Source organism: Thalassospira indica, from assembly GCF_003403095.1.
Lineage (GTDB): Bacteria > Pseudomonadota > Alphaproteobacteria > Rhodospirillales > Thalassospiraceae > Thalassospira > Thalassospira indica.
Genome location: NZ_CP031555.1, coordinates 1,976,909 through 1,996,411, shown reverse-complemented (window position 1 = coordinate 1,996,411; position 19,503 = coordinate 1,976,909). Strand labels below are relative to the sequence as shown.

The following is a 19,503-nucleotide window of genomic DNA, read 5'->3' as shown; positions in this document are numbered from 1 at the left end:
CTTCGTTTCGCGAATGATGATCAACGGTGTACCTGCATGCCATATCGAAGGCTTTGATGCCATCAGAAAAACTGACACATAAATTTAAGAAAATTGCACCCACCCAAGCAGTTATCCTATACTCCATTTGCAACCGGGAACTGTCGCATAAGTTCAAGGACGTTCCCTCAATCCGCAGGAGGCATAGCGTGACACACGCCGCTGCAGTTCAGTCAAGCGCGATCACCATTGATTCGGAAAGCCGCTTCATTAACCGCGAATTATCGTGGCTGGCATTCAACAATCGCGTTCTTGAAGAGGCCCAGAATACCGGCCACCCGCTGCTTGAAAGACTGCGTTTCCTGTCGATTTCGGCCAGCAACCTTGATGAATTCTATATGGTGCGCGTCGCCGGTCTCGTCGGTCAGGTCCGCGCTGGCATGACCAAGGTCAGTCAGGATGGCATGAGCCCGTCCGAACAGCTGCGCGCCATTACCTTTGATGCCAACCAGTTGATGCAGGATCAACAACGCGTCTGGCGCCAGCTCAGCAGCGAGATGGAAAAACAGGGCATCTCCGTCATTGATCAGGGCGACCTGACCCAGACCGACCGCAAATGGCTGGATGGTTATTTCACGCGCGAAATCTTCCCGACGCTGACCCCGCTTGCCATTGATCCGTCGCACCCCTTCCCGTTCATCCCGAACCTTGGCTTTGCCATCGTCATGCAGCTGTTTGATCCGGCTGACGGGCATAATATGCGCGGGCTTATTCCGGTACCGCAAAAAATCGGCCGTTTCCTGCGCCTGCCGGGCCGCAATGAACGTTATCTTCCAGTCGAACAGGCGATCTTGCTCTATCTCGGCAAGCTGTTCCCGGGCTTTGATATGATCGAACACGGTTTCTTCCGCGTCATTCGGGACTCGGACGTTGAAATCGAAGAAGAAGCCGAAGATCTGGTGCGCGTTTTCAAAACCGCACTGAAACGTCGCCGTCGCGGCAGCATCATCCGCCTAAAGGTCAATGCGGCGATGCCCGAAGACCTGCTTGATTTCGTCATCGATGAACTTGATGTCGCACTGGAAGAAGTCGTCAAGGTCGATGGCCTGCTCGGCGTTGTTGATGTCAAACAGCTGATCGATTCTGATCTGCATCATGACTTGCTGTTTTCGCCCTATGCCGCACGTTATCCGGAACGGGTGCGTGACTTTGGCGGCGATTGCTTTGCCGCGATCAGCAAAAAGGATCTGGTGGTTCATCACCCGTTCGAAGATTTCGACGTGGTGGTTCAGTTCCTGTTGCAAGCCGCCCGTGATCCGGATGTGGTCACCATCAAACAGACACTTTATCGCACATCGGAAAACAGCCCGATCGTCAAGGCGCTGATCGCCGCGGCCGAGGCTGGCAAATCCGTCACCGCCATGGTCGAACTGAAAGCCCGCTTTGACGAAGAAGCCAACCTGCGCTGGGCGGCTGACCTTGAACGTGCGGGCTGTCAGGTGGTCTATGGTTTCCTTGATTGGAAAACGCACGCCAAGGTGTCGCTGGTGGTCCGCCGTGAAACCCACGGCCTTAAGACCTATACCCACTTCGGGACCGGCAACTATCACCCGATCACCGCCAAGTTCTATACCGACATCTCGTTCTTCTCGTGCGATCCGGCACTCGGGCGTGATGCGGCCAGCATCTTTAATTTCATGACCGGCTATGCCACCCCGCGCTCGCTTGAAAAAATCGCGATTGCACCGCATACCCTGCGCCCGACCCTGCTCACTCACATCGATCAGGAGATCGAGAACTGCAAGGCCGGCAAGCCATCTGGCATCTGGGCCAAGATGAACAGTCTGGTCGATCCGGTGGTGATTGATGCGCTTTATCGCGCAAGTCAGGTTGGCGTTCATATCGAATTGATCGTGCGCGGCATTTGCTGCCTGCGTCCGGGGGTGCCGGGCCTGTCGGAAAATATCCGCGTCAAATCGATTGTCGGCCGGTTCCTTGAACATTCGCGCATTGTTGTCTTTGCCAACGGGGCAAAACTCCCGTCGCGCAAGGCCAAGGCGTTTATTTCATCTGCCGACTGGATGCCGCGTAACCTGAACCGCCGTGTTGAAACCCTGGTTCCGGTTGAAAATCCGACCTGTCAGCAACAGATTGTTGAACAGATCATGATTGCCAACCTGAAAGACACAGCACAGGCATGGCATCTGCAGCCGGACGGCTCCTATGAACGCTGCGAGGCAGGTGAAAATGCATTCTCGTCGCACAAGTATTTCATGACCAACCCGTCACTTTCGGGCCGCGGAAGTGCGCTGGATCAAGCCGACCCGAATGTTCCCGTGCTACAGCTTGACGACTAAAGACGACCAACAGGTGCCAACATCTTATGCTGACTGACCAACGGGCTTCCAACCGCATCGCGATCATAGATGTTGGCTCCAACTCTGTGCGGCTTGTCATTTTTGATGGCATGACCCGCGCACCGATGCCGATCTTCAATGAAAAGGTCATGTGCGGCCTTGGCCGTGACCCGGAAAACACCGGTCGCCTCAATCCCGAGGGGGTGGAGCTTGCCGTGGTCGCCATGCACCGCTTTGCGAAACTGTTGCGTGCGATGAAGGTCACCCATGTCGATGTGCTGGCCACCGCTGCTGTGCGGGCTGCCAGCGACGGCAAGGAATTCTGTGATCGCGTGGCATCGGAAACCGGTCTTACGGTCAAGGTGATTGACGGACTTGAAGAAGCCCGCCTGTCGGCCCTTGGCATCATATCGGGTGATCCGATGGCATCGGGCATCATGGGTGATATCGGCGGCGGATCGCTCGAACTGGTTTTACTGGATCAGGGCGAGATCAAAAAACGTGTCAGCCTGCCCTTGGGCGCCATGCGCCTGCATACGGTCTTTGGCTCTGACCGGGCCCGTCTGACGGCTGAAATCAATCAGCACCTGGATACAGTCGATTGGCTGGCAGAGGGCAAAGGCCAACAGCTTTATGCGGTTGGCGGCTCCTGGCGATCAATTGCCAAACTGTTCATTGCCCAGGAAAACTATCCGATTTCGGTGGTGCATAATCTTGCCATGCCGCAATCGGAAATGGCCGAACTGACCCACATCATTTCCCAGCAAAGCCGGGTCTCGCTTGAAAAGATCGGCGGTGTTTCCAAACGCCGTATCGACAGCCTGCCGCATGCATCGCTTGTCATGAATATGCTGATGACCCGCATGCAGCCAAAGGAAGTTGTCTTTTCCGGCCACGGGCTTCGCGAAGGCTGGATGTATGAAGTCCTGCCCGAAGATCTGCGTCAACGCGATCCGGTGCTTGAAGCCTGCTTTAGCTTTGCCGAAGACGGCGAACGGTTCCACCAGCACGGCGAAGAAGTCGCCCAGTGGTGTGCGCCGATCTTCTCCGAACTGCCGGTCAATATCGAACGGCTGCGTTTGGCGGCCTGCATCATCGGGGATATCGGCTGGAACGAACATCCCGATTACCGCGCAGAACAAAGCTATAACCGCATTCTGCGCCACCCCTATATCGACCTCAACCACCACGACCGGGTGTTTCTGGCCTACACCATCGGCTCGCGCTATACCGGCAATTTCAAGGGCGATGAGGCCAGCGACCGCATCCTCAGCGACGAGGATCGCCTGACGGGCCGTTTGTTTGGCCATGTCATTCGCTTGGGTCATACGCTTTCTGGCGGGGTCGAAGGCATCCTGCCGCAAACGCAGTTGCTGCTCGAAGAAGGCAAACTGATCCTGCAATTCGAAAAGCAGGCATCGGCCCTGTACGGCGAAGTCGTTGAACAGCGCCTGTCGAAACTGGCCAAGCTGATGAACCGCGAAAGTGTTGTCCGGCTCGCCGAATAGGGTTCAGACGCGCACAATCAGACCGCGCATTTTATTGACGCCCCACACCAAAACCGGCACGATCATCGATCTCTTTTCTGATCAGGAGTGCCGTGTCATGACCGACACCAAACAGCCATCCGATCATACCGCGCGTGACATCGTGGGCGCACTGGCACACATGTCCTTTCAAACGCTTTGTCAGGAAATAACCGTTCTGCCAGATACCGACGAAGACATTGAAAAGCTTCGCGCTGCCGCCCGCGATGATGAGAAATCACTGATTGACCTTCTGATTGCACTGCGGTCTGCCCGACTTGGCGATATTGCGCCCTTGTTTGCCAATCCGGACGACGATCCGGCCAATGCCAAAATCGCCGCATCCGATGTGCCCGACAACATGCTCTCATTGCTGAGTGCCCTTCGGGCGAGCACGGGCGCCCCGATCCCAGGCGAATAATGAAACCGCTCGACACCCAGGCCACGCTGCATGTCCGTTGCGGATCCGATATCCGCGATGGCCTCAAACACGCAGGCTTCATCGGCGATTTTCTGGAATTCTCCGATCCGTTTTGTCAGGGCCCGGTGCCCGATCTGCCGCGCGATGCCTTCATCGAAACCCGTGCGGCCTTTATTGCCGGTGCTTACGACCTGCCCGGTGAGGCGGCACTTGAACGTCTCAGGCGCGAATATGATGCGCTGGGTCGCCTTGGGCAGTATGACCATGTCGTGCTCTGGTTCGAACATGACAGCTACGATCAGCTGATCCTGGCCTTCCTGATGGATGCCATCGCCACCATCCAGCCCGAAACCAACATCGACGTCATCTCCGTCAATCACGCGCCCCCGTCCGAAGCCATCGACCGCTTCATCGGCCTTGGTCAACTCTCCACCGATGGTCTGATCTGGTGCTGGAACACTCAACGCCAGCCGCTTAACAGCGACATGCTGACATTTGGCAGCAAAGTCTGGAAGGCCGTCCGCAAAGATACCCCAAACGACCTTAAAACACTTGCGGAAACCGGCAACGCGCCCCTGCCCCACATGCCAGAGGCCGTCAAACGCCACCTCGCCGAACTGCCTGATCCGCAAACTGGTTTAAGCCTGACCCAAAAACTCACCCTGCAAATCATCAAGGACCAAGGCGCGCTCCCCATCGGCAAGGTCTTCGGCCACCTGATGCGAAGCTATGACCCGCTCCCCTATCTCGGCGATCTGATGTTCTGGTCAGAAATCCAGTGGATGATGGACTGCCAAGACCCGCTCTTCAGACTCTCGCCCGCCGATGAGAACACCTATTGGGCAGAACGCACCATCACCCTAACCGAAACAGGCGAAGAAACCCTGGCTGGCAAGCTGAATTTCCTTGATAACTTCACCGGCACACGGTGGGTCGGCGGCATCCAGATCACGCCGTCGGCCGTGGCGTAACAGACGTGCTTTGTCGCCTGCTGCTACCCCAACCCGCGCGACGCCCGGAAAATCTCGGCTCTCAGCCACTTATGCGCCGCATTGGCGGCGTTGCGGACGTGCCAGTATTGGGCAAAGCCATATTCGCGGAACGCGAGCGGCAGGTCGAACTGGCCAAACCCTTGCATCATGGAGCCTGACAGGCGCGATGGCAGGGTGGCGATGATATCGGTGCCGCGGATCAGGTTGGCAACACTGGCAAAGGTCGGCACCTGTAATACTGTACGGCGGGATCGACCAAGGCCACGCAGGATGTCATCAATTTCCGAACTGTCATTGGCCCCGATCATCACGCGCGCATGACTGGCCGCACAATACCGGTCCAGCGTATCGGGCGGTGTATCGTGAAATGCCGGATCATAAAAGCACCGCATCCGTTCGCGAAACAGGCCCTGGCGGGCGATATCGCCATGTTTGCCAGATGAATCGATCGTGATCGCATGATCAATCGTGCCGTCGCGCAGCCATTTGACCATGCGGTCTACCCCGGGCACCGATACGACCTGAAGCCGCACATCCGCCGCACTATTTTGCAGCCGCTTCATCAGGGCCGGCAAAATCACCGCTACCTCGTAATCATTGGCACCAATCACAAAGCGCGCACCATGATCCGGGTTACTGGGATCAAACGCCACCACGCGGGTCAGACCGCGCATCCCCTGCAACAACACGCGCACCTGTGGCGCGATTTCATCGGCATGCGCCGTTGGCGCAACTGAGCGGCCCGATCGCACAAACAGCGGATCACCAATAATCTGGCGCAACCGTTCCAGCCCGTGACTGACGGTTGGCTGCCCGACATCAAGGCGATGTGCAGCGGCTGTTACCGATCCCTCGTCATAAATCGTCAGGAACAGCCGAAGCAGGCGATAATCAAGATCCAATTCATCGATTTTCATGCATATATATTATCATACCCATCGAATTGATCATATGCGTTATTTCGGTCAGATTCCCCTTATGAACAGGCAATGCCTGCCCCTTAACGGAGAAACTGACATGACCATCCTCATCACCGGTGCGACCGGCCAACTCGGAAGCCTTGTTGTCAAACATCTGCTGGATCGCATCCCGGCAAGCGACATTGCCGTAAGTGTGCGTACCCCGGAAAAGGCCGCAGAGCTCGCCGCCAAGGGCATTGATGTCCGCAAGGGCGATTTTAATGACCTTGCCCTGATGACCAAGGCCTTTGCGGGGATCGACACCGCGCTGATCATCTCGGCCGAGGACGACAACGCCACCCGTATCAAACAGCACAGAACGGCCGTTGATGCCGCCAAGGCCGCAGGCGTCAAACACATCGTCTATACCGGCATTGTCGATCCCAAGGCGGATGCCGATTTCACCTATTCGGCCATTCACCTTGATACCGAAAATTACATCCGCCAATCCGGCCTCGCCTTCACCATTTTGCGCAACAGCTTCTATGCCGATCTTCTGCTGGCCGGCGTGCCGCATGCGCTTGAAACCGGCGATTACGGCGCACCGGCCGGGGATGGCAAAATCACCTATATCCCGCGCAATGACCTGGCAGAGGCCGCCGCGGTCGTGCTTGCCAACCCGTCCGATCACATCAACAAGATCTATGATTTGACCGGCACCAAGGGCGTTACCCACGCCGAAATCGCAGGCTATATCGCGGACGCCACCGGCAAGCCGGTGAAGTTCGTTGACCTACCAGCAGAGGTCCATACCGGCATCCTCAAAAACCTCGGCCTGCCCGACCATCTGGTTGAGGCCCTTTCGGGTCTTTATGTCGGTGCGAAAAAAGGCGACTACGAAACTGTCAGCAATGATTTCGAAACCGTGGTGGGTCGCAAACCGCAATCGGTTGAAGCATTCATCAAATCCGCACTGGCAAGCTAAGCGAACCGTCCCCTCTCCAGACACTAAAAAAACGGGCCCCGAAAGGGGCCCGGCAAGTTTTCAGGGAGGCATCAGAAACGGACCAAACGGTCCCTGACCTTCAGGGGGTAAAGGTCAGCAGAGAAGAAACAAAAAGCACGGCGGTCGAGGTAATCGAAAAAGCGATATATTTGATAATCATGTTCAGGCTCCTTTGCGGGGGGGCGGGGGGACAGGCAAGACAGCACCGGGGACGTACCATCTTGCCTGCCTGGGGTAAGGCCCCAAGTAGAACGCGTTTCCGCCGAACTTTCCTTTCCCCTCAGGGAACCGGAACATGGCGGGGTTATCGGGACTAAAGCCCCAGGTCTGACAGCCCCGGATGATCATCCGGACGGCGGCCAAGTGGCCAATGGAACAGCCGGTCTTCAGCCGAAATCGGCTTGTCATTGATCGATGCCACGCGATGGCGCATCAGGCCGTCTTCATCAAATTCCCAGTTTTCGTTGCCATAGGCCCGAAACCAGTTGCCGCCATCATCGCGATACTCATAGGCAAAACGCACCGCGATGCGGTTTTCGTGAAACGCCCAGAGTTCCTTGATCAAACGGTACTCCAGCTCCTTGGCCCATTTGCGGGTCAGGAATTGAACGATGTTTTCCCGGCCCTCGAAAATCTCGGCACGGTTCCGCCAACGGCTGTCTGGCGTATAGGCCAGCGACACCTTTTCGGGATCGCGGCCGTTCCAGCCATCCTCGGCCATACGGACCTTCTGTTTGGCGGTTTCGACGTTAAAAGGCGGAAGAGGTGGCCGTGACATCATCTGATCCTTTGGTGTTTGGTCGATAAAGGGACCCCGGTCGGCGCGCAGCAACATGCGGAGGGGGGAATGCCGACCGGGGGAGTTGCCGGTTGTTACGCTGCGGAGGCGTTAACCACCGGGAAATCAATCGGGGTATCAAAGGCTTCGTTGAGGTAATTGGTCAGAGTATTGAGCGCGACATGGGCGACAATCTCCACCAGTTCGGCCTCGCCATAACCGGCAAGTTTGGCGGCACTGACGTCGGCCTCAGACACCTGGCCACGGTTTTTAACCAAAGCCACGGCAAAGCGTACAGCCGCATCGGCCTTCTGATCGCTCGAAGTCCCATTGCGGTTTGCCGCGATCTCGGCATCGTCAAGTTTGGCAATGTTCTTGCCCAGATAGGTATGCGCCGACAGGCAATAGTCACAGCCATTCAACTGTGCGACCGCAAGGGCAATGCGTTCGCGGGTCTGCGGATCAAGCGCCCCTTTGGCAAGCCCCCCATTCAAACCAAGATACCCTTCAAGGGCGGCCGGGCTGTTTGCCGTCAGACGAAACAGGTTCGGAACCGAACCAAGCATCTTGTTCACACCTTCAAGAAGCGGCTGGGACGCTTCCGGTGCAGCATCGATCGAAGCAGGCAGGGAAATACGGGTCATTGAAACTCTCCTAAAACAAGTTCGGGTTGATCAGCGTTGAAAACATATATACAGACCAGTCTGTCTATTTGTCAAATATATTTTTGGAATGATCATTCTTGTATCTGAAACGCTTGCAATTCTGCGGTTTTCCCGCCACAAGAATACAGACCGGTCTGACTATTGGAGTAAGAAAATTGAAGTCTAAACGCGACGTTCTCGTCGATACGGCCCTGCGTCTTTTCTATACACAGGGCTTCAACGCCACCGGAATCGACAAGATTCTGGCCGAGTCCGGCGTCGCCAAAATGACGATGTACAAACACTTCAAGTCCAAGGATGAACTGATCCTGGCCGCCCTTATGCGCCGCGATGAACAGTTCCGCGACTGGCTGACCGCTGAAATGCAAAAGGCATCAACCAATCCGCGCGATCAGTTGCTTGCTATGTTTGACGCGCTCGAAGAATGGTTTCATGGCCGCGCCTTCAAGGGCATGGGATTTTCCGGCTGCGCGTTTATCAATGCCTCAAGCGAGTTCGCCAAACTTGATCACCCCGCCCACCAGATCGCCGCCGAACACAAACGCTGCGTGCTCGAACATATTGCCGATCTGTGCACAAAGGCGGGCGCGTCCGATCCCAGACAACTTGCCGAACAACTCGCCCTGCTGAAGGAAGGGGCGATTGTCACAGCCCAGGTACGCGGCATGCCCGAATCGGCCCAAATTGCCAAAACCATGGCAGCAGCATTGCTTGATGCGGCCCTGCCCGCCTGATCGTTTGGTCAAACCGGTTCGAAAACAAAAACGGGGCCAGACGGCCCCGTTTGATGTATCGCCATAGCCCGCCTTTGGCGCAGGGATTACTCTTCAACGAGCTTGCGCACGTTTAACATCATGCTGCCTTCCGGACTCGGATAGACCGGATACCCCATTAGGCCACCACCATCCATGGCTTCAAGCCCCTTAACACCAGAAGTCGTCAAATCAATTTGACCGGCAAATTTCTCTGCAATTCTGGAATTGTCTGCGGCAACCAAAACATAGTAGTCCCCCGCTTTGGTCGGGACAAAAATGATCCCGCCACCACCGCCCATACCCTGAATATCGCCTTTGATCGTCTCGATCTGTTCATAATCAGGGTCAAACAGGTAAGCGTTAAACGGCATCACTTTCTTGCGAAAGCCCAAGCATTCGTAGCAAAGCGAACTGACATGGATCCAGTATTTCTGATCGGCATCCAGTGTGGTTCGACCGACCTTGAAGTTATTCAGGCTGCCACCCTGCGAAAGTGCAGGATCGGTAATGCGAACCCCGAATGTCTTCCAGTCATCGGCCTCGACAAAAAAGCTCGGTTCGCTTTTGACTGCCTCCGCAACTGTTTCATAGGTTTTGGGCGGATTCTCCAACAACCTTTTGTAATCATCTGTCCCAGAACTTGAGCATGCCCCCAATGCCAGCACCCCAAGCAACCCGACAATCCCGATTAATCTCATGCTAGAGCCTTTCTCTGCGTCGAAACGGCTCCACCATCAACTTGCTGCACCATCCTAAATAGATCAGTTTCAGGGTTTTACAACAAAGAAAAACGGGCCGAAGGCCCGTTTCTTTTTCGTCAGTTTCAAAGGCAGTGTTCTTGGCTATTTATCAAGCTCGACAAACACCACTTCGCCGTCTTTAAGCTTAAGGCCAAGCTGCCCGTGTTTCAGGCGCAGCGCATATTGCCCGAAAAGCTCGCGCCGCCAGCCACGCATGGCCGGAACGTCTGCGTTATCGTCGGCGGCGATGTTCTGAAGATCGTCGCTTGAGGCCACCAGACGCTGGGCAACGCCCTTTTCCTCGGCACAGAGTTTAAGCAGAACTTTCAGAAGCTCCACCGTCGGGCCGATCCCGGCTGGCAGTTCGATGCGTTCCTTTGGCTTCGGCCACTGATCCTGCGGGCTATCAAGTGCGGCCTTGATCGCCTCGATGATCGCCTGGCCCGGTTTGGAGCTGCCAAAGTTCCGGCCAACGCCACGCGTTTTATCAAGGTCCTTGTCGGTCATTGGCTGACGGGCGGCGATATCAAGCAAGGTATCATCGCGCAAAACCCGGTTGCGCGGCAGGTTCTTGCGCTGCGCCTCATTCTCGCGCCATTCGCCAAGCGCGCGCGTCACGGCCAGGAATTTCGGGCTGTTGGACCGGGTTTTAAGCCGCTTCCAAGCATCGGCCGGCTCAATCGAATAGATCGACGGATCGGTCAGGCGTTCCATTTCCTCAAACAGCCAGACAGCACGGCCATTGGCCTCAAGGCGCTCATGAAACGCTTCATAGATCACGCGTAAGTGTGTCACATCCGACAATGCGTAACTGATCTGTTTGGTCGAAAGCGGACGGCGCGACCAATCGGTAAAGCGCATCGACTTATCGATGTTTTTGCGCGCCACCTTGTTGACCAGCGTCTCATAGCCGACCTGATCGCCATAGCCCAGCACCATCGCCGCCACCTGGGTATCAAACACCGGATGCGGGACCTTGCCCGACAGATGGACGAAAATCTCGATATCCTGACGGGCGGCGTGAAACACCTTGACCACCGCCTCGTCCTGCATCAGCTCGAACAGCGGCGCAAGATCAATGCCCTCCGCCAGCGGATCGACCGCAGCCCCGTTATCGGACGGCTCCGGACTTGCCAGCTGCACCAGACACAGTTGCGGCCAATAGGTCGAGTCCCGCATGAATTCGGTATCGACAGTGACATATTCGAACTTGCGCAATCTTTCACAGAGATCGCGAAGTTCTTCTGTAGTTGTAATTGGTTCCATGCCGACTGCTATAGCATTGCCCGCCACAATTCGCCAGTGGCTTCGATGCAGGGCTGATCTTCGCCATATTCAGGCAGAAACACCCTGAAACGCTCTAGCGCGACTAGATAATCTCGTCCTCATCCAGAAGCGGATCGGATTGCAGATGGGTTTCGATGGCGTCCATGCGTTCCTGGACTTCCGACGGGCGCTTGATCGACGCAATGTGAAACAGCGCGTCCCCCTGATTGACAATCGGGTGGTTGGTCCGCCCGATGATCAAGCCTTCCTCGCGCACGATGACTTCTTCGTCACGTTGCCCGAACGGATCGGATACCGCCGCGGCCACGTCCCCGGCCCGGACAAACTCCCCGGCCAGTTTAAAGGTCCGCAAAATGCCGCCCGCCGGTGCGCGCAGCCAATGGCTGTTGGAAGATTTGAACGACGGCACGCGTGGCTCGCGCACGGTGCGTTGCGATGTCATGCCCAGTTTGCGCATCACGCGCAAAACGCCCGACACGCCGGCCCGGATCGACATTTCATCAAAACGAAGCCCCTCACCCGCCTCAAACAGCAGGATCGGCACGCCAAGCTCGCGCGCGGCTTCGCGCAGTGATCCGTCACGCAGCGGACTGGTCAGGATGATCGGCGCACCAAACGCCTCGGCATATTCCATGATATTCGGGTCATCTTCATTGACCCGGATCTGCGGCAGGTTAACCCTGTGAACCGCCGCTGAATGCAGGTCGATACCGAAATCGGATCTCTCGACAATTTCATGCAAAAACAAATGGGCCAGCTGTGCGGCCAGAGATCCACGCGAATGCCCCGGGAAGCAGCGGTTCAAATCGCGCCGGTCAGGAAGATAGCGGGTGTTGTTCAGAAACCCGAACGCATTGACCACGGGCACGGCCAGCAACGTTCCGCGCATGCCGCGCAACGCGGTTGATTTCAAAACGCGGCGGATAACCTCCACCCCGACAATCTCGTCCCCATGGACAGCGCCACTGACGAAGATCACCGGTCCCGGTCGTTTGCCATGCACGACATTGACCGTCAGATTGACCGGCGTGTGGTTGGACAAAAGCGAGATCGGGATATCAACAATCTGGCGCGTACCCGGAGCAACCTTTTTCCCAGCGATTTCAAAATCAGGGTTCTTGGGGGTTCTGGGCGCTTTGCCTTTCCCCTTGGGTGATCCGGTTTCGCTCATTGTGATATCCCTTGTTCTTATCCCTTGCCTTTGGTCCGCACCTTACCGGGTTTGAAATCTTTTTCCATGAATTCAATGATCATGCCCGCAATGTCCTTGCCCGTCGCGTTCTCAATGCCTTCCAGTCCCGGTGACGAATTCACCTCCATCACCACCGGCCCGTGATTGGATCGCAGGATATCAACACCACAAACATTAAGCCCCATCGCCTTGGCGGCTTCAACGGCGGTTGAGCGTTCCTGCGGCGTGATGCGGATCGCACGCGACGAACCACCGCGATGGATGTTGGACCGGAAATCGCCCTCCGCCCCTTTGCGTTCCATGCTGGCAACCACCTTGCCACCAATCACAAAGCAACGGATATCGCTGTTGCCAGCTTCCTTGATGAATTCCTGCACCATGATCGCAACATTGGCACCACGGAACGCCTCGATCACGGATTTGGCGGACTTTTCGGTTTCGCCCAGAACCACACCGATGCCCTGTGTGCCTTCCAGAAGCTTGATCACCACCGGCGCACCGCCCACGATCGACAGAACTTCATCGGTCTTTTTCGGGTCATGGGCAAAGGCGGTCACAGGAAGGCCAATACCACGGCGTGCCAGGATCTGCAGCGAACGCAACTTGTCGCGCGACCGGCCAATGGCAACAGACTCGTTTAACGGATAGACGCCCATCATTTCAAACTGGCGCAAAACAGCCAGGCCGAACTGGGTCACCGACACACCGATACGCGGGATCACCGCGTCATAACCGGTAAGCTTGTCACCGCCGTAATAGATTTCCGGTTTCAGCGACGTGATGTTCATCGACACCCGCAGGGTATTGATGATGTCCAACTCATGCCCGCGTGCTTCGGCCGCCTCGACCAACCGTTTGTGGGAGTAAAGGTTTGGATTGCGTGCAAGCATCGCGATTTTCATAAGATGTCCCCCAAGGTCGGCAAAACGAAGTGCGACCGGTATAATACCGGTGGCTGGCGAATGCGGAATTGTCAGAAAGTAAAACGACCCTGTCGGGATCTTGTTCCGGCAATGGGTCGTTCTTCTGCGCGTCTATCTCTGTTCCGGCTTCCCTGCAAGATAAGATTTCGATGGCAGCACCAAAAATCTTCCTGCTTTCATCGCTGTGCGGCCCAAAAGCATGGGAAAGCCCATGATTGACCGGTTTGCCAGCGATACTTCAACTTTCAATTTGTGATGCCCAACCTGGATATGGGTGGCAATCACAAACCGTTCTTCGGCATTTCCGTTCGAAGAGCGAATCTCGCGCATTTCAATCAGCGGCGCCAGACAATCGATCCGCCCATGCCCGTCCCCGCGATAATGCGGCAGGGTAAATGATACAAAATCCTGCCCGTCACGCACCACCTTCTTTGGATTAAGCGCATGCAGCGACGATGTTCGGGCCCCGGTATCAACCTTGGCCTTGATCAAGGGCACGCCAAGATCAGGAAGGCCGATCCATTCCCGCCACCCCAAAACATGTCCATCGGAAATCAGGGTATCGGTCTGGCTCTTAAGCGACGGTTTTGCTTTTACGCGTTGCGGGCTCACATGCAGCTTCCGGTTATTGAATGCAATCTGTTAGGTGGTGGTGATGATAACCTGTAACAACCTGATCGGCTTACGAAATTCGTTTCAATGTTACGATTTCGCAGCCATGTCATCCATGACACTGCGCACCAATGGCAAGGTCACCGCCCGCTTTTCGGCCAGTGCCCGGCGATCAATCGCTGCCACCAATTGACTTAACGCCGCAAAGGATCGCTCGATCCTTGGCAAAACATAACTGATGATTTGCGGGCTGGCCGGGATTTGCCGGTCGGCAAACAGCTTGATCAGAAGTCCGACAATCAAATCATCATCCGGCGGCGAAATCTCGCACACCAGTGCTGCGCCCAGCCTTGATTTCAAATCGGGCAAATCAATCTGCCAGCGCGATGGCGGCTGGCTTGCGGTCAACAACAAATGCCCACCGCGTTCTTTCAGCATATTGTAAATATGGAAACAGACGGTTTCATCAAGGCCCGCACCGGCCACAAGGTCCGCATCCTCGATCACAAGACCGGTGGCATCGCCCAGAAGCTCATCGGGATTGATCCCGTTCAAATCCGATGCCGCGACCTGCAACGCACCGGATCGCGCCCGCCACACTTCCGCCAGATGACTTTTTCCGCATCCCTTTGGCCCATACAGGCACAAGGCCGGGGCGGGCCATTTCGGCCACTGGTCGATCCACGCCACCGCTTCGCTATTGCAATCGGCCACCATGAAATCATCACGGCCAAGTGCCGGGCGCATTTCAAGCGCCAGCGGCAATTGCTGCGGGTCGTTATCTTTATCCGGCTTGGATGTCACCCGGGTCACAGTAAACTCAATTTGCTGATCTCGATCTCTGGGGGCTATTTCTCGGTCTCGGTCGTGGCATTGTTGCCAGCGTCCGGTCCGTGATCATAAAGCCTGCTATCGAGATACTGCCTTAAGCCATAACGTACAAGTACGCCTATCACGGCGGCCACCGGCACGGCCAGCATCACGCCAAGAAGTCCGAACACCGCACCCCCGGCAAGCAAGGCAAACATCACCCAAACGGCATGCAGCCCGACCTTGTCGCCGACAAGCTTGGGTGTCAGGAAATTGCCCTCAAGCACCTGACCGATCAAAAACACCAGCGCCACCAGGCCAAGATCAAGCCCAAAGCCAAACTGGGCCAGCGCGACACCCATGCCAACCGCAAAGCCGGCAATCATCCCGAAATAGGGCACAAACGACACAAGCCCGGTCATCAAACCAATGACAAAGCCGAACTCAAGCCCCGCCAGCGTCAGGCCAAGCCCGTAAAACAGGCCAAGCAATATGCACACCGTCGCCTGCCCGCGGACAAAGCCTGCAAGGGTTTCGTCAATCTCGCTAACACACTGGCGGATATCCTTGGCCGAACGCCGTGGCAGGTAACTGTCCACCTTGGCAACGATCTTGTCCCAGTCACGCAGCAGATAAAACGACACCACCGGCGTAATGAACAGCAAGCTCAGGAAGTTCAAAAGTGCCAACCCGCCCGAAAGCACATTGGTCAGAACATTACCGACCCATTTAAGGGCATTGGCACTCTGTCCCTTGATCGCATCCGATACGCTTTGCAGCGTTTCTGGTGCGACGCGATCGAGCACATTTTGCAAATACGGCGCGACATTGGTGCGCAACGTATCGACATAGCCCGGAAACCGTTCAAGGAATCCTGCCAACTGGCTGCCGATCATCGGCACGACAATCAACATCACCAGAATGAACACAAGGAAGAAAAGGAACGTGATGATGCTGGTCGCAATCACCCGGCTGGCGCCGCGTTCCTCAAGCCGATCGGCAAGCGGATCAAGGAAATAGGCAATCGCCATCCCGGCCACGAACGGCAACAGGATGCCCGAAAACAGCCAGATCAGGAAAAAGAATCCAACAACAAAGATCAGCCAGAAACGTGCTTGCTGTCGTAATGTCATTCCCCGGCCCCTGTTAAACTGTCCCTGTCATGCAAAAGGCTTATCCGCCTAATGACAGCCCCTGCAAACGATCCGCCCCGCTCGGCTGGATGAACCAAAGTTCTCCCATCCGCGACAGGCTAAGGTTCTGCTGATTAAGTGCTGTCTGCAACTGATTGGCCGATCCGACATATTCGATTGATACCTGCACTTCGCGTTTCGACATCGCGATCACCCGCGAATTGCGCACCACCGGCAGCCCGATCAGCTTGTTCTCGATCCCTGCCCAGTCGGCAAGACCGGTAATCGGGATAAACACCATCAGGTTGCCACCCGTGCTGTAATTGATCAGGTTGGCGCGTTTCCAGCCATCGGCCAATTGCTCCTGAACCGATTTGGCAGCACGCACCAGCGTTTCATTCAATGTCTCGCCCGCTTGCGTCTTTTCCTGCACGCCAAAAATCTGCGGTGCGCCATTGGGCTCATAGCGGGTGACGGAAACATCAACCGTCTCGCCACCTTCGGGCCCGCTGACCTCGGCACTGGCGACCACGGCGACATCCGCGCCATAACGCTTGGCAAGCTGGGACAGACGTTCCATCGATCCGCTTTCGGCCTGCTCGGCCGAGACGGTGCTGATATCGGTCAGATCGCCAATCGGTGCCTTTATCGGCACCAGTCCCGATGTCGCGATATTGCGCGCCCAGACATCGCGCCACGGATTGGGATCATCCCACAGATTGACGAAATTATTCGTGCGATAGACCGGCACGATCATCACCGGTTTGGACTGCAATTCGGCAAATGAAATATCGCGGAACCGCAAGAACCGGCGAAGCTGGTCATCCTTGAAGCGCACGGTCATGTCGGCGATATAGCGCACCGATGATGTCTTTTCGTTCGACACCCCGAAATCGCGCACCATATTGATAATCGTTGATGTATCGGGCATCGCAAGCCCGGCGCGATCTTCGGGCAGGGTCAAGCGGGCAACCACTTCTTCAAACGCCTTGCGCTGACCGATTTCAAGGGCGCGCTCGCGCGCAGCAGCCGCGGTTTCTGCGCGCTCGTCAACATGAACACCGCTGACGGTGAAAATGTCCTGTGCCGCTGCCGGAAAGGCCATAATGGCTGCTACGGTGGCGGCACCCGCCCACATCTTGATGTTTTTCAATGAAGTAAGCACGTATGCCTCTTTGCCCTAGTCTTATTTTAAGTCGTGTCTTGTTGTATTCTTCTATAACGCTCTTTGTGGCATGTTGAACGCATTCTGCAAAGAAAACTCTGTCATGCGCAGGTGATCATTGCATATTGCCCGCGTTTGAGTATTTTCGGCCCAGCGGAAATTATCAAGCCCGCGTTTTTTATCAGCAGGATCGCTTTGTCCTCTATATCTGATTAAAGGCGTCAGTAAGGCGGATTGGTCAAACAGCAGGTTCCCTGCGACCCGGACCGCAATGCGACAGGTGCCCGTCGATTGGACGTCGATACGTGCTGATGAAAAACGCGGTTTTGCCGCCTTTTATTCATGCATGTTTGATGCCAGGGACCCCGAAATGACCACCTCTAACGGCCTTACCTATAAGGACTCCGGTGTCGATATCGATGCCGGGAATGACCTTGTCGAACGAATCAAACCGCTTGCAAAAGCAACAACCCGTTCCGGTGTTGCCGGTGGTCTTGGCGGCTTTGGCGCCCTTTTTGATCTGAAGGCCGCCGGATATAACGACCCGGTTCTGGTTTCCTGCACCGATGGTGTCGGCACCAAGCTGAAAGTCGCCTTTTTGGCCGACAAGCATGACACGGTCGGCATCGACCTTGTCGCCATGAGCGTCAATGACCTCGTCGTTCAGGGCGCAGAACCGCTTCTGTTCCTTGATTACTTCGCCACCGGCAAACTTTCGGTCGATAACGCCGCAAGTGTCGTTGGCGGCATTGCCGAGGGCTGCAAACAGGCGGGTTGTGCGCTGATCGGTGGCGAAACCGCCGAAATGCCCGGCATGTATGCCGACGGCGAATATGACCTTGCCGGTTTCGCGGTTGGTGCGGCCGAACGCGGCGAACTGCTTGATGGTTCCAACGTTGCCGAGGGCGACGTTATCCTCGGCCTCGCCTCAAGCGGTGTTCATTCCAACGGCTATTCGCTGGTGCGCAAGGTTGTCGATATGGCGGGCCTTGGCTACGCCGATGACGCCCCCTTCGCACCGGGCAAAACCGTTGGCGAAGCCCTGCTTGAACCGACCAAGGTTTATGTCAAAAGCTGCCTGGCGGCGCACAAGGCCGGTCTGGTCAAGGCACTTGCCCACATCACCGGTGGCGGTTTGACTGAAAACGTCCCGCGCGTTTTGCCCGAAAACCTGACGGCTGTGTTTGATGCCAGCACCTGGGAATATCTTCCGGTGTTTAAATGGCTCGCCAAACAGGGCGGCATTCCGGCGACCGAAATGGCGCGTACCTTTAACTGCGGCATTGGCATGTGCGTCGTTGTCCCTGCCGACAAAGCTGATGAGGCCGAAGCCATCCTGCGCGAGCACGGCGAAACCGTCAGCCAGATCGGCGTCATCGGCCCGCGTGCTGGCGATGGCCCGCAGGTCGTGATCAAAAACATGGCCCGTTCATGGGAAAAGTAACCAAGTTGAAGCTCGCCGTTCTGATTTCAGGCGGCGGGTCCAACCTGCAAGCCATCATCGATGCCTGCAAGACGCCCGACTACCCGGCCGAAATCGTGCTGGTCTTTTCCAACCAGCTTGATGCGGGCGGGCTTGAACGTGGCCGTCGTGCGGGCATCCGGTCGGAGGCCATCTCGCACAAGGGCTATCCCGGCGGGCGCGAGGCCTATGACAATGCCGTCAGCGCCCTGATCGAAGAAAGCGGTGCCGACCTTGTCGTTCTCGCCGGTTACCTGCGTCTGGTCAGTGAAAGCTTTACCGCGCGCTGGAAAGACAAACTGATCAACATCCACCCGTCGCTTCTGCCAAGCTTCAAGGGCCTCGGTGTGCATCAGGCCGCCCTTGATGCCGGTGTGAAGTTTGCCGGCTGCACCGTGCATTACGTCGTCCCCGAAGTCGATAGCGGCCCGATCATCGCCCAGGCCGTGGTTCCGGTCCTGCCCGGCGACGACGCTGGCAAACTGGCGCAACGCATCCTGAGGCAAGAACACCGCATTTACCCGCAGGTCATCCGCTGGATCGCCGAAGGCCGCGTCTCGGTCGATGCCAAGGGCATCGTGACTGTGGCCGACGCACCGCAGGCCGATTTCGCTGAAATCAACCCGGCCCTTGAGCCCGGATGAAAGAACCTTTGGCGCTGGCTGCGCAGGTTTCTGAACGCATAAAAGGCGGGGCATAATCATGTGTCCCGCCTTTTTCATGGCCTGCTGCCAGATCCGCAAACCGGGGTCATAATCTTTGCGCATTCTGATGCTGTTATGGGATCATCAAATGCCACCA

Annotated in this window: 19 protein-coding genes; 8 read left to right on the top strand and 11 right to left on the bottom strand. The window is 56.3% G+C overall.

All coding sequences use genetic code 11. From position 1 onward, the window contains the following. Positions 1 to 188 precede the first annotated feature (188 nt). The 4 genes from DY252_RS09420 to DY252_RS09405 all read left to right on the top strand — a co-directional run bounded on the left by DY252_RS09420 (position 189) and on the right by DY252_RS09405 (position 5,254). Entirely contained in the window at positions 189 to 2,336 is a 2,148-nt protein-coding gene (locus DY252_RS09420) for an RNA degradosome polyphosphate kinase (RefSeq protein WP_008891271.1), read from the top strand. Positions 2,337 to 2,362: 26 nt separating this feature from the next. Further along, the gene (gene ppx, locus DY252_RS09415) at positions 2,363 to 3,844 is read left to right on the top strand and encodes an exopolyphosphatase (RefSeq protein ID WP_064790058.1); all 1,482 of its coding nucleotides are present in this window, start codon (positions 2,363 to 2,365) and stop codon (positions 3,842 to 3,844) included. A 97-nt stretch (positions 3,845 to 3,941) separates the two neighbouring features. Further along, on the top strand, positions 3,942 to 4,283 hold the full coding sequence (locus DY252_RS22465; RefSeq protein WP_231959800.1) for a hypothetical protein: 342 nt from the start codon (positions 3,942 to 3,944) through the stop codon (positions 4,281 to 4,283). Further along, on the top strand, positions 4,283 to 5,254 hold the full coding sequence (locus DY252_RS09405; protein WP_064790056.1) for a DUF1835 domain-containing protein: 972 nt from the start codon (positions 4,283 to 4,285) through the stop codon (positions 5,252 to 5,254). The genes DY252_RS22465 and DY252_RS09405 overlap by 1 nt, the downstream gene beginning before the upstream one ends. 23 nt (positions 5,255 to 5,277) lie before the next feature. Here the strand turns inward: DY252_RS09405 and DY252_RS09400 are convergent, their stop codons facing one another. Then, entirely contained in the window at positions 5,278 to 6,192 is a 915-nt protein-coding gene (locus DY252_RS09400) for a LysR family transcriptional regulator (RefSeq protein ID WP_064790055.1), read from the bottom strand. A gap of 100 nt (positions 6,193 to 6,292) precedes the next feature. Here DY252_RS09400 and DY252_RS09395 point away from each other — a divergent pair, with 100 nt between their 5' ends. Then, the gene (locus DY252_RS09395) at positions 6,293 to 7,159 is read left to right on the top strand and encodes an SDR family oxidoreductase (RefSeq protein ID WP_064790054.1); all 867 of its coding nucleotides are present in this window, start codon (positions 6,293 to 6,295) and stop codon (positions 7,157 to 7,159) included. A 334-nt stretch (positions 7,160 to 7,493) separates the two neighbouring features. Here DY252_RS09395 and DY252_RS09390 read toward each other — a convergent pair whose 3' ends face one another. Together DY252_RS09390 and DY252_RS09385 are read right to left on the bottom strand one after the other, a co-directional pair. Continuing rightward, the gene (locus DY252_RS09390; protein WP_064790205.1) at positions 7,494 to 7,958 is read right to left on the bottom strand and encodes a nuclear transport factor 2 family protein; all 465 of its coding nucleotides are present in this window, start codon (positions 7,956 to 7,958) and stop codon (positions 7,494 to 7,496) included. 95 nt (positions 7,959 to 8,053) lie between these two features. Further along, the gene (locus tag DY252_RS09385; RefSeq protein ID WP_064790053.1) at positions 8,054 to 8,602 is read right to left on the bottom strand and encodes a carboxymuconolactone decarboxylase family protein; all 549 of its coding nucleotides are present in this window, start codon (positions 8,600 to 8,602) and stop codon (positions 8,054 to 8,056) included. 176 nt (positions 8,603 to 8,778) lie between these two features. Here DY252_RS09385 and DY252_RS09380 point away from each other — a divergent pair, with 176 nt between their 5' ends. Continuing rightward, complete coding sequence (locus DY252_RS09380) at positions 8,779 to 9,357, top strand: TetR/AcrR family transcriptional regulator (RefSeq protein ID WP_064790052.1); 579 nt, start codon at positions 8,779 to 8,781, stop codon at positions 9,355 to 9,357. 86 nt (positions 9,358 to 9,443) lie between these two features. Here DY252_RS09380 and DY252_RS09375 read toward each other — a convergent pair whose 3' ends face one another. From DY252_RS09375 to DY252_RS09340, 8 genes are all read right to left on the bottom strand, one after another. After that, the gene (locus tag DY252_RS09375; RefSeq protein ID WP_064790051.1) at positions 9,444 to 10,076 is read right to left on the bottom strand and encodes a hypothetical protein; all 633 of its coding nucleotides are present in this window, start codon (positions 10,074 to 10,076) and stop codon (positions 9,444 to 9,446) included. Positions 10,077 to 10,220: 144 nt separating this feature from the next. Beyond that, positions 10,221 to 11,384: a ribonuclease D gene (gene rnd, locus DY252_RS09370; protein ID WP_064790050.1), complete on the bottom strand. Its 1,164-nt coding sequence runs from the start codon at positions 11,382 to 11,384 to the stop codon at positions 10,221 to 10,223. Between the two features lie 103 nt (positions 11,385 to 11,487). Beyond that, positions 11,488 to 12,576: a succinylglutamate desuccinylase/aspartoacylase family protein gene (locus tag DY252_RS09365; RefSeq protein WP_082923579.1), complete on the bottom strand. Its 1,089-nt coding sequence runs from the start codon at positions 12,574 to 12,576 to the stop codon at positions 11,488 to 11,490. A 17-nt stretch (positions 12,577 to 12,593) separates the two neighbouring features. Next, positions 12,594 to 13,499: a 30S ribosomal protein S6--L-glutamate ligase gene (rimK, locus tag DY252_RS09360; protein ID WP_064780554.1), complete on the bottom strand. Its 906-nt coding sequence runs from the start codon at positions 13,497 to 13,499 to the stop codon at positions 12,594 to 12,596. A gap of 132 nt (positions 13,500 to 13,631) precedes the next feature. Beyond that, positions 13,632 to 14,132: an ATP-dependent zinc protease family protein gene (locus DY252_RS09355; protein ID WP_008891259.1), complete on the bottom strand. Its 501-nt coding sequence runs from the start codon at positions 14,130 to 14,132 to the stop codon at positions 13,632 to 13,634. A 90-nt stretch (positions 14,133 to 14,222) separates the two neighbouring features. Then, complete coding sequence (locus tag DY252_RS09350; RefSeq protein WP_082923578.1) at positions 14,223 to 14,945, bottom strand: HdaA/DnaA family protein; 723 nt, start codon at positions 14,943 to 14,945, stop codon at positions 14,223 to 14,225. Between the two features lie 35 nt (positions 14,946 to 14,980). Beyond that, a complete protein-coding gene (locus DY252_RS09345) occupies positions 14,981 to 16,075 on the bottom strand; it encodes an AI-2E family transporter (RefSeq protein WP_064780553.1) in 1,095 nt (364 codons plus the stop codon). A gap of 40 nt (positions 16,076 to 16,115) precedes the next feature. Next, positions 16,116 to 17,240 carry a DUF2066 domain-containing protein gene (locus DY252_RS09340; protein ID WP_231959799.1) on the bottom strand — a complete coding sequence of 375 codons (1,125 nt, stop codon included), beginning with the start codon at positions 17,238 to 17,240 and terminating at the stop codon, positions 16,116 to 16,118. Positions 17,241 to 17,610: 370 nt separating this feature from the next. On the opposite strand from DY252_RS09340, the gene purM reads away from it, so the two are divergent. Both purM and purN read left to right on the top strand, forming a co-directional pair. After that, positions 17,611 to 18,684, top strand: a complete 1,074-nt coding sequence (gene purM / locus DY252_RS09335) for a phosphoribosylformylglycinamidine cyclo-ligase (RefSeq protein WP_064790201.1) — start codon at positions 17,611 to 17,613, stop codon at positions 18,682 to 18,684. Then, entirely contained in the window at positions 18,672 to 19,346 is a 675-nt protein-coding gene (gene purN, locus DY252_RS09330) for a phosphoribosylglycinamide formyltransferase (protein ID WP_064790048.1), read from the top strand. The genes purM and purN overlap by 13 nt, the downstream gene beginning before the upstream one ends. Positions 19,347 to 19,503: the final 157 nt, after the last annotated feature.

What these genes read in the sequence shown, in the direction of transcription:
- rimK (WP_064780554.1), bottom strand. Translation starts at nt 13,499, where the DNA reads ATGAAAATCGCGATGCTTGCACGCAATCCAAACCTTTACTCCCACAAA.
- DY252_RS09365 (WP_082923579.1), bottom strand. Translation starts at nt 12,576, where the DNA reads ATGAGCGAAACCGGATCACCCAAGGGGAAAGGCAAAGCGCCCAGAACC.
- DY252_RS09385 (WP_064790053.1), bottom strand. Translation starts at nt 8,602, where the DNA reads ATGACCCGTATTTCCCTGCCTGCTTCGATCGATGCTGCACCGGAAGCG.
- purM (WP_064790201.1), top strand. Translation starts at nt 17,611, where the DNA reads ATGACCACCTCTAACGGCCTTACCTATAAGGACTCCGGTGTCGATATC.
- DY252_RS09395 (WP_064790054.1), top strand. Translation starts at nt 6,293, where the DNA reads ATGACCATCCTCATCACCGGTGCGACCGGCCAACTCGGAAGCCTTGTT.
- DY252_RS09375 (WP_064790051.1), bottom strand. Translation starts at nt 10,076, where the DNA reads ATGAGATTAATCGGGATTGTCGGGTTGCTTGGGGTGCTGGCATTGGGG.
- DY252_RS09405 (WP_064790056.1), top strand. Translation starts at nt 4,283, where the DNA reads ATGAAACCGCTCGACACCCAGGCCACGCTGCATGTCCGTTGCGGATCC.
- purN (WP_064790048.1), top strand. Translation starts at nt 18,672, where the DNA reads ATGGGAAAAGTAACCAAGTTGAAGCTCGCCGTTCTGATTTCAGGCGGC.
- rnd (WP_064790050.1), bottom strand. Translation starts at nt 11,384, where the DNA reads ATGGAACCAATTACAACTACAGAAGAACTTCGCGATCTCTGTGAAAGA.
- ppx (WP_064790058.1), top strand. Translation starts at nt 2,363, where the DNA reads ATGCTGACTGACCAACGGGCTTCCAACCGCATCGCGATCATAGATGTT.
- DY252_RS09390 (WP_064790205.1), bottom strand. Translation starts at nt 7,958, where the DNA reads ATGTCACGGCCACCTCTTCCGCCTTTTAACGTCGAAACCGCCAAACAG.
- DY252_RS09400 (WP_064790055.1), bottom strand. Translation starts at nt 6,192, where the DNA reads ATGAAAATCGATGAATTGGATCTTGATTATCGCCTGCTTCGGCTGTTC.
- DY252_RS22465 (WP_231959800.1), top strand. Translation starts at nt 3,942, where the DNA reads ATGACCGACACCAAACAGCCATCCGATCATACCGCGCGTGACATCGTG.
- DY252_RS09345 (WP_064780553.1), bottom strand. Translation starts at nt 16,075, where the DNA reads ATGACATTACGACAGCAAGCACGTTTCTGGCTGATCTTTGTTGTTGGA.